The organism is Actinoplanes sp. ATCC 53533 (genome assembly GCF_003947245.1).
Genome location: NZ_QHHV01000308.1, coordinates 1 through 7,675 on the forward strand (window position 1 = coordinate 1; position 7,675 = coordinate 7,675).

Below are 7,675 nucleotides of genomic sequence, written 5' to 3' on the forward strand. Positions count from 1 at the left end.
CAACCCYYCGCGATCCGTGCGGCCGAATGGGATCTGGGCATGCGGCTGCTCGTCGCCAAGTCGCGCCACATGCCGACCGCGATCGCCTGGGATTCCGACCGGCTGACCCTGCGCGACAGCCACACCGACACCCAACACAAGACCTGGCACGGCTACTGCCTCGCCAGCTTCGACCTGACCGGAATCGACCTGCCGTGCCAGTTCGTGGCCATCAGCGCCCACCTGAACCCGAGCTCCGCGGCAGCCGCCGCGATCGAGGCGCAGATCATCGGGACCAGGGCATACCGACACGACGGCCTCGGCGTAATCGCGGGCGACGTCAATCACCCGCCGCTAGACGACCCGGAGCCGGACTGGACCACGATCCAGCCGTACAACCGGATGGCCCGCTGCCTGCCCATCACGTCCCCCGACGACCCGTGGCGGGCCAACACCATCGTCGGACAAACCCTGTACTCCGGCGGCTTCACCGACGTCGCCGCCCACGTCGCCGACCAGCACAACGACCCCACCCAGCGCCAGCCGACCGGCAAACACGGCGGCATCCGCGCCGACCAGATCCACGTGACCCCGGCACTCCGTCCCGCTATCGCGGGCGGGTTCCGTCGGGACACCACCGCGCACACCGACCACCACGCCGTCGGCGCCGACCTCGACCTCGCCCAGGCAGACCTCACCCAACTCCGTAAATACACCTGATCAGGGCACCGCCGCGGCTCTGCCACGTCGATGCAGGTCCGCCCCGTCCGCCACCGGACAACCCGTGGCCCGTGACCAGTCACCCACGTCGTCGCCTGCCCACATCCCGTGACCCCGCGCAGAAGGACCGAACTCTCCATGCCCGACACCATCCCGACCCCCGCGGCCCTCTCAGCGAGCAACCGGCACCGGCGCCTGGTCATCGCGGGAGTCACGGTCTCGACGCTGCTGATCACCGCTGGCGCGGTTGTTGCCACCCGGACCACCACATCGCCGGTCCTGGCGCCGACTCACCCGGGCGCCGCCATCTCCGCGAGCACCCCGCCACCGCAACCGCCCACCACCCGTGAACGGATCCTCGCAACCGCCGACCGGCTCACCGCGGCACCCGGCGACCACACGTCGGGCCGATACGAGTACCGGCGCATCCGGACCTGGATGCTGACCACCACCGGACGGCCCGCACCCCGGCCGATGACCACCATCGTGATGGCCCGTGATGCCCACAGCTGGGTCGCCGCCGACGGCTCCGGCACCGTCACCGCCATCGAGCCCAGCCCCGACTACACCCTGGCAGGCGCCGACCCGAACTTCCGCAGCACCGACACCGAGTTCCACGGCGAGAAGGCCACCACCACCCGGCACCCGGCCGGGGAACTCGCAGGATCTCTCACCGGCCCCATACCCACCGACGCGGCCGTGCTCGCCCGCGTCCTGGACGCCGTCGACCCCACCCGCACCGGGCCCGAGGCGACGATCATCGACGTCCAGGACCTGTACGGCTCCCGGTACGTGCCCCTTCCGGCCCGCGCCGCCGTCCTGCGGATGCTGGCTGGCATCCCCGGCCTGGCGTTCCACGAACGGGTCACCGACCGGCTCGGCCGCACCGGACTCGCCATCAGCCTCGACACCGACACCCGCGACGCCCCCGCCCTGCGCCACCGTCTGACCTTCGACCCCGAAACCGGGCAACTGCTGGCCTACCAGCAGGACCTCACCGCCCACGAACCGGATCTGAAGGTTCCCGCCGGGCGGATCTTCTACTACCGACTGTTCATCGACCAGCACCGCAGCAACACCCGACCGGCCTAGAACAGCCCAGCCCAGGCGTTGACGCGCCGGCATCGGCGCCGACGCCCAGGGGCTCCGCTCCCGCATCCCGTTACGGTTGAAAGGCATCCCACCACCATGACCACCCCCTCACCGCGTATCAAAATCCGGCGATACCTGATCCCGGCTGCCGCCGCCGTTCTGAGCCTGGCGGTAACCGCGGGCGTGATCGACATTGTCGGCGCGGGCGGCACCGCCGACACCGCGACGTCGGCCGCGAGCGACGCAACCCCGACACCACCGAGCAGCAGGCCCTCGTCCGCCGCGCCCAGCAACGACCCTGAGCCGGCAGGCCGAGCGCCATTGCCTTCAGGCTCGGCGCAGACCATCCGCGTGTTCACCGGCCGCACCTCGGCCCGCGAACCGTTGCGGCGACTCGCGGCGACATTGACGGCCAGCCGGGCCGACACCGAGCGCGGGGCCTTCGAGTACGTCGCCGAGCAGCAGTGGGCCGGGTCCACCACCGTGATCGACAGAGTCGGGACCACCGCGATGATCCCGATGACGCACCAGCGGTGGCGGGCCGCGGACAGGTCCGGGCACAAGCAGACCCGCGAATACCCGCCCGGCACCGAACCGAGCACGTGGTCGGCCCTGCCCCGACACACCGTCCGCATCAACGCGAGGTACTTCGACCCCGGTGAGCTGCCCGGCCCTGCCGACCTGGGCGCCGACCGAGGCACGGTCACCGCTGCGATCACCAGCCGCACGCAACCCGAGAACGGGATCATGGACGTCGTGCGGGCCGTGGACGAGCTGTACCGCGACCGGGCTCCCCGGCTCACCACCCGCGCCGCCATCCTCGACATCCTCGCCGACGCCGACCTGGACTGGACCGGCCCTGACACCGACAAACTCGGACGGGCGTGCCTGACCGTCAGCATCGACACCCGCACGCCGCGAAACCCCGGCGTCAGCCGTGACCTGCTCCAGCTCGACCCCGCCACCGGCGAGGTAACCGGATACGAGCACGTGCTGCTGACCAACCCAGGCGGGCTCACCGGCCGGTTCCCGCAAACCGCTGACCTTCACCTCTACACGACGCGGGACCGCAGGGCCACCGTACGGTGACCGCCCACCTCGTCCGCCGCGCTGCGGCCCGCTTGCCGGGCAGGCCAGCACCCCGCCTGGCCCGCAGGCTCCAACACCTCACCGGCCTGCTCCACCAGGCCACCGTCACCAAGAGCGACGGGCACACCATCCCCGACGCGTTCACCGCCGACCCTGTTCTGACCACACCGCGCCGGTAAGCCGCCGGGCGTCCAGCCCGATCCGAGCTCGCGTGCGTCTGCCGACCGCTGCCGTGGCAGAGCACCGTGAGACACCGCCAAGCGATGGTGCTGGTCCGCCCGTTTCATCGAGGTTCCCGCAGGAGAGCAGAAGCCGTGCCGGTCCCCGCCACCGATCCCTACCGGCGTGACCCCCGCACGGTCGCGAACCTCACCTCCTACCTCTCGGACTCGCCGGTATGGGTATGGGTGTATCGCTGTGGCTCCTGGCGGCCGGGCGTCATCGTGCAGGCCTCGCCGCGCGCGGCCATGGTCCGGTACCGGCCGAACGAGGGAGTCGGCACCTCCGTCGACACCGTAACCGGCGCCTGCCTCGCCCATCGTGAGGAACCCGATGCCTACCTGGACCGGGCCCGCCCGCAGAGCAACCAATGACACGAGACCAACTAACCTGGCCAGGGAGGACACGGCGACGACGGTCAGTACGGCCCTGGATGTCGGGTGCCGGCCAGCCGCATCATGGTCCTCACGTACTGCCGGACCCGTGCCGGATCCTCGGGAAAGTAGCTGTCCCAGTCCCGGTCCAGCGGCGTCCACCCATCGGCTGCCCGCATTCGGCGGCCAGCGACGCCGCATCGTCCGCGAACGCGACATACGACAATGACAGCGTCGGTGGCCAATCCGGATGGAATGAACGCACAGTCGCCGCCCGCCGGCCGCTCCAGCAGTTCGAGCCGAAGACCGGTTTCCTCAGGCAGGTCCCGGACCGCAGCCTCCCGTGGGGCCTCGTCGTATTCGATCTTGCCGCCCGGCGGTACCCATGCTTGCCACCGGTGCTGGACCAGCACGACCTGCGCCAAGCAACGATCGAGCACCCAGACCTCCGCGGCCAGCGGCTCCATCAGCGCGGCCAGGGCTGATGGCAGCCGAGCCTTGGCGCCGTCGGACTTCAGCACCGCGCCTCGACATCGTGAACGACCGCGTCCACGACACGCTGCCCAAGTCGGCTACAGCTCATCCCCACCTCCGTTACGACCCGAGTCCGGTAACGCCACCTGGACCAACGTCGCTTCGTTCTCGGTGACGTCGTTCCAAGCGCCATTCAGCAACGCGCAGTGCAAGGACCCGACAACTGGTCAGTGCACCGGCACCGCTGATGTCAACGCCGGCGTGGCCGACAACCGACGCGCTTGCGCGAGGGGCCGCCACCGCGACGGCGGCTTGATCGGCGGGGTTAGCATCGCGGCGATGCAGGTCGTCGCCACTATCGCAGCCGCCGCGCTCGGCGCCGGTGTCGGCATGCTCATGCCGTTGCCGACCTACCGGCTGTCCGTGGCGGCCGACAGCGACCCGGCAGGCAACTGTCCGCATTGCCAGGCGTCGCTGCCGGCCGGACTACGCGGTTGGATCGGACACGGCACCTGTACCTCCTGCGGCAGTCCGCTCACCTCGCCGCCATGGCACTTCGTCGCGGTCACCGCATTGGCCTTCGCATTGCTCGGCTGGAGCCTGCCACACCGCATCCCCGCAGAGGTCCTCCTGCTCGCCGCCTGGCTTGTTCTCACCGGCACCGGCATCTGGCTCGCCGCCATCGACCTGCACGTACAGCGACTGCCGACGAAGATCATCACGGCTACCGCCGCCGCCTGCGGGTTGCTGATCGCCGCCGCCGCGCTCGTGAGTGACCGGCTTGGGCTCGCGGCAACGGCCAGCAGCGCCGCATTGGTGCTGGGGCTGGCCTATCTGACCTTGGCGCTGCTCGCTCCTGGACAACTCGGGGTAGGCGATGTTCGCCTGGCAGCGCTGTGCGGCCTGCTCCTGGGAACACACGGCTGGGGCGCGGTCGTGCTCGGTGCGGCCTTGCCGTGGTTGCTGTCGTCGATCGTCGCCGGGGCGCTGCTGTCGACCGGACGGGTCCGCCGCGGTGCGCTGATACCGTTCGGCCCATATTTGATCGTCGGCACCCTGCTCGCTGGGATCATCACCGGCTTGGGGGCGGCCGGGTATTAACTCGATCGCGTAGTGAAGGCCATGACTTTATGATCGGCCTGTGCTTCTGTACGACGAGAACTTTCAGCCACTGGAGGGCGAGGAACTCCAGCAGGCGCTCGAAGACCTGTGGGAAAACGATCCGGCGTCCTTCGCTGACGCCTACATCGACCTCGGCCATTCCGAGCACATCGAGTTTCTCACATTCGCGGACCGGTTGTCGGCGCTGATCTGGCTTCACCGCACGGTCAACGCGGGGGTGGTCAAGACCACGACGTCGCACGCGGACTCATGGCGCACAGGCAATCACCGCGTGGCTGGCTGGTCGGGGGAATCCGACGACAACCTGCGGGAGGAAGGCCGCCTGCTGGGGGACATGTCAACAATCAGCGCCGGAGCGGTGATCGCGGCGTGCGCAGCAGCGCTGGAGTCGCTGGCGACGAGCTTACTCGATCGTGACAGTGATTCGCCCCTACGGAAACGAGGGCTACAGGTAAAGATCGCCGCGCTGATCGAGCGGTGGCCGCACCTCTTGGAACCGCAGATGATCCGTGACAGCACGCAATGGATTGCCGAGCGGCGCAATGCGTTCGCCCACTCGCTGCTCGACGAGGTGGAACCGTGGAACCGCTCGCGTGGACCGTGGACGTTTGACGACGACGCGGTTGAGGAGGCGTTCACGCGGGTGGGTGAGGTCGCAAGTTGTCTGGCAGTGGCGTGGACCGCTGATCATCGCGGGGAGGGCTGACCGGCCGGTCAGGAAGCGGCCATGCGCAGCACAATCTCCAGCATGGCCAGCGTGTCTGCCTGATGCCCGCGTCTGAGCCGCGCCGCGTCGTGTTCGGCGCGGAGGATTTGGATGAACGATCCGTAGCCGGTGGTGTGCCATTCGCGCGCATCCGCCGTTGTGGAGCCTGGAAATACCTCGTCGGCTGCGCGCCCATCTCGATCGAGGAGAACCCCCACAGGACCCGACGTGGGTCGTCGAGGGTGATCCCGTCCCGTCTGGCGATGCGGAGCCACCACCGCGTGCCGCGGTAGCCGTCGATCTGCCAGATGCCCGCCCAACCGTAGCGGTCTGCCTTACGGGCATGGGTGTCAAAGCCGCAGCCGCACGACCAGTCGCTGGCCCGGAGGTGCCAGGTGAAGTCTCCGACGGGCACGACGGAGCGGGCGATTGGGTCTTCGAAGTAGGCCCCGGCACGCATGGTGACGGCTGCGGTGACTTGGGATGGCCGCCTACTGCTCGCCGCCTGGCTGTTCTCACCGGCGCCGGTATCCGGCTCGCAGCCATCGACCTGCACGTACAGCGACTGCCGAGGAAGATCGTCGCGACTGCCGCCGCCGTCCGCGGGCTCCTGATCATCGCCGCCGCGCAAGTGAGTGACCGGCTCGGACTCGCGGCAACGGCCGGCAGCGCCGCGCTGGTGCCCGTGCTGGCGTATCTGGCCACGGCGCTGCTGATACCTGGACAGCTCGGGGTGGCGATGCCCGCCTGGCAGCCCTGTGCGGCCTGCAACTGGGAACGGACGGCTGGGGCGCGGTCGTACTCGGCACGGCCCTGACGTGGTTGCGATCGTCGCAGCGGCACTGCTATCGACTAGACGGATCCGTCGCGGCACCCTGATACCGTTCGGCCCGCGTTTGATCGTCGGCACCCTGCTCGCTGGAGTCATCACCGGCTGACGGTTCCCGTGATCGGTGACATATTCGCGGCGTCAATGGCATCCGAGCGGCACATATGCCATTGATGTGAGAACAGAAAGCCGCCATCATTGTCATGTCCCGTCTGCCGCATCAATTAGCAATTGCGCAGGGATGCCCAATCTGCGGCATCGGAGCTACCATGCCGACATGAAATGGCGATGGTGGATTCCCAAGCTGGTACGGCAACTGTATAACAACCGACTACTGGCGGCGGTACTCGAAGGACGAATGCGTCTCGACGAATTGCCGTCCGAGTTGCAGGACGACGTTCGGGTTGCGATTGCCCGCCGCGTGCTGGCCGAACGAGACGAGAAGTCATAGGTGCGGCGAAACAAGTAGCCGCAATCCGGGCATGTCTGGGGCGGTAGCAGCCCCGGGAGCGTGTGCTCGTGCCGTCTTTCGATGCGGTCCGTTGCGCCGTCAGGCATGCGTGGCTGTTATCCCGGGGGTATGACCGACACGCGTGGCCAGCGTGTCGCGGGTTGGTGGCGCGCGAGCCGGGCGAGGGAATGCTGTATGTCGATGCGTCGGGGATTACGTCGCCAGACCCCGTTGAGGAGGTCGGCGAGGCCCAACGGGGCGCAGATTTCGATGACGTCGTCGGCGCCGAGGCGTACGGCCACTGCGGTAGCGGTTTCGGGCCAGGTGCCCACCGCGGCGCGAATCGACGTCAGGGGTTCGACCGCGGTGCCGCCGAATTTGGCTGGGTACCAGGTGTGTACCGCTGCCTGGTTCTTCGCCTCCCAGGGCATGACAGGTAGTCGTCGCTGGAGCCGTTCTGTCATCCTGTCGTCGTTGGTGCGGCTGAGGTCGTGCGGGTCGAAGAAGGCGACGTCCACGTCCCGGACCTCTGCTGGCAGGAACCCGGATCCGTAGCGCTCGCCCCAGACGAGATCGCGTAGAACTCCGGCACCGATCCAGGCCTCGGGGATCTGCTCGTC

The 7,675-nt window shown here is 68.6% G+C and carries 12 protein-coding genes; 9 read left to right on the plus strand and 3 right to left on the minus strand.

Features of this window, described 5'->3' with window-relative positions:
* From DMB66_RS54865 to DMB66_RS54885, 5 genes are all read left to right on the plus strand, one after another.
* On the plus strand, positions 1-699 hold a 699-nt coding region (locus DMB66_RS54865; RefSeq protein ID WP_233625525.1), incomplete at its 5' end, for a hypothetical protein.
* A 138-nt stretch (positions 700-837) separates the two neighbouring features.
* Positions 838-1,791: a hypothetical protein gene (locus DMB66_RS54870; RefSeq protein WP_125811980.1), complete on the plus strand. Its 954-nt coding sequence runs from the start codon at positions 838-840 to the stop codon at positions 1,789-1,791.
* A 96-nt stretch (positions 1,792-1,887) separates the two neighbouring features.
* Positions 1,888-2,880 carry a hypothetical protein gene (locus DMB66_RS54875; RefSeq protein WP_125811981.1) on the plus strand — a complete coding sequence of 331 codons (993 nt, stop codon included), beginning with the start codon at positions 1,888-1,890 and terminating at the stop codon, positions 2,878-2,880.
* Positions 2,877-3,059, plus strand: a complete 183-nt coding sequence (locus tag DMB66_RS54880) for a hypothetical protein (protein WP_125811982.1) — start codon at positions 2,877-2,879, stop codon at positions 3,057-3,059. The genes DMB66_RS54875 and DMB66_RS54880 overlap by 4 nt, the downstream gene beginning before the upstream one ends.
* A 135-nt stretch (positions 3,060-3,194) precedes the next feature.
* Entirely contained in the window at positions 3,195-3,473 is a 279-nt protein-coding gene (locus DMB66_RS54885) for a hypothetical protein (RefSeq protein ID WP_125811983.1), read from the plus strand.
* A gap of 44 nt (positions 3,474-3,517) precedes the next feature.
* Here DMB66_RS54885 and DMB66_RS54890 read toward each other — a convergent pair whose 3' ends face one another.
* Positions 3,518-3,994 carry an NUDIX domain-containing protein gene (locus tag DMB66_RS54890; RefSeq protein ID WP_199753199.1) on the minus strand — a complete coding sequence of 159 codons (477 nt, stop codon included), beginning with the start codon at positions 3,992-3,994 and terminating at the stop codon, positions 3,518-3,520.
* Between the two features lie 292 nt (positions 3,995-4,286).
* On the opposite strand from DMB66_RS54890, the gene DMB66_RS54895 reads away from it, so the two are divergent.
* Positions 4,287-5,048 carry a prepilin peptidase gene (locus DMB66_RS54895; RefSeq protein WP_125811984.1) on the plus strand — a complete coding sequence of 254 codons (762 nt, stop codon included), beginning with the start codon at positions 4,287-4,289 and terminating at the stop codon, positions 5,046-5,048.
* A gap of 40 nt (positions 5,049-5,088) precedes the next feature.
* A complete protein-coding gene (locus tag DMB66_RS54900) occupies positions 5,089-5,775 on the plus strand; it encodes a hypothetical protein (RefSeq protein WP_125811985.1) in 687 nt (228 codons plus the stop codon).
* A gap of 8 nt (positions 5,776-5,783) precedes the next feature.
* Here the strand turns inward: DMB66_RS54900 and DMB66_RS54905 are convergent, their stop codons facing one another.
* Positions 5,784-5,993 (minus strand): hypothetical protein, encoded by a 210-nt coding sequence (locus DMB66_RS54905; RefSeq protein WP_125811986.1) that lies wholly within the window; start codon positions 5,991-5,993, stop codon positions 5,784-5,786.
* Positions 5,994-6,253: 260 nt separating this feature from the next.
* Here DMB66_RS54905 and DMB66_RS54910 point away from each other — a divergent pair, with 260 nt between their 5' ends.
* Both DMB66_RS54910 and DMB66_RS61985 read left to right on the plus strand, forming a co-directional pair.
* On the plus strand, positions 6,254-6,592 hold the full coding sequence (locus tag DMB66_RS54910) for a hypothetical protein (protein ID WP_125811987.1): 339 nt from the start codon (positions 6,254-6,256) through the stop codon (positions 6,590-6,592).
* A 289-nt stretch (positions 6,593-6,881) separates the two neighbouring features.
* On the plus strand, positions 6,882-7,055 hold the full coding sequence (locus DMB66_RS61985; RefSeq protein WP_158647677.1) for a hypothetical protein: 174 nt from the start codon (positions 6,882-6,884) through the stop codon (positions 7,053-7,055).
* A 116-nt stretch (positions 7,056-7,171) separates the two neighbouring features.
* Here the strand turns inward: DMB66_RS61985 and DMB66_RS54915 are convergent.
* Positions 7,172-7,675: nucleotidyltransferase family protein (locus DMB66_RS54915; protein WP_125811988.1), on the minus strand; the 504-nt coding region annotated here is incomplete at its 5' end.

Coding starts and splice junctions, on each gene's coding strand:
- DMB66_RS54875 (WP_125811981.1), top strand. CDS start 1,888: ATGACCACCCCCTCACCGCGTATCAAAATCCGGCGATACCTGATCCCG.
- DMB66_RS61985 (WP_158647677.1), top strand. CDS start 6,882: ATGAAATGGCGATGGTGGATTCCCAAGCTGGTACGGCAACTGTATAAC.
- DMB66_RS54870 (WP_125811980.1), top strand. CDS start 838: ATGCCCGACACCATCCCGACCCCCGCGGCCCTCTCAGCGAGCAACCGG.
- DMB66_RS54895 (WP_125811984.1), top strand. CDS start 4,287: ATGCAGGTCGTCGCCACTATCGCAGCCGCCGCGCTCGGCGCCGGTGTC.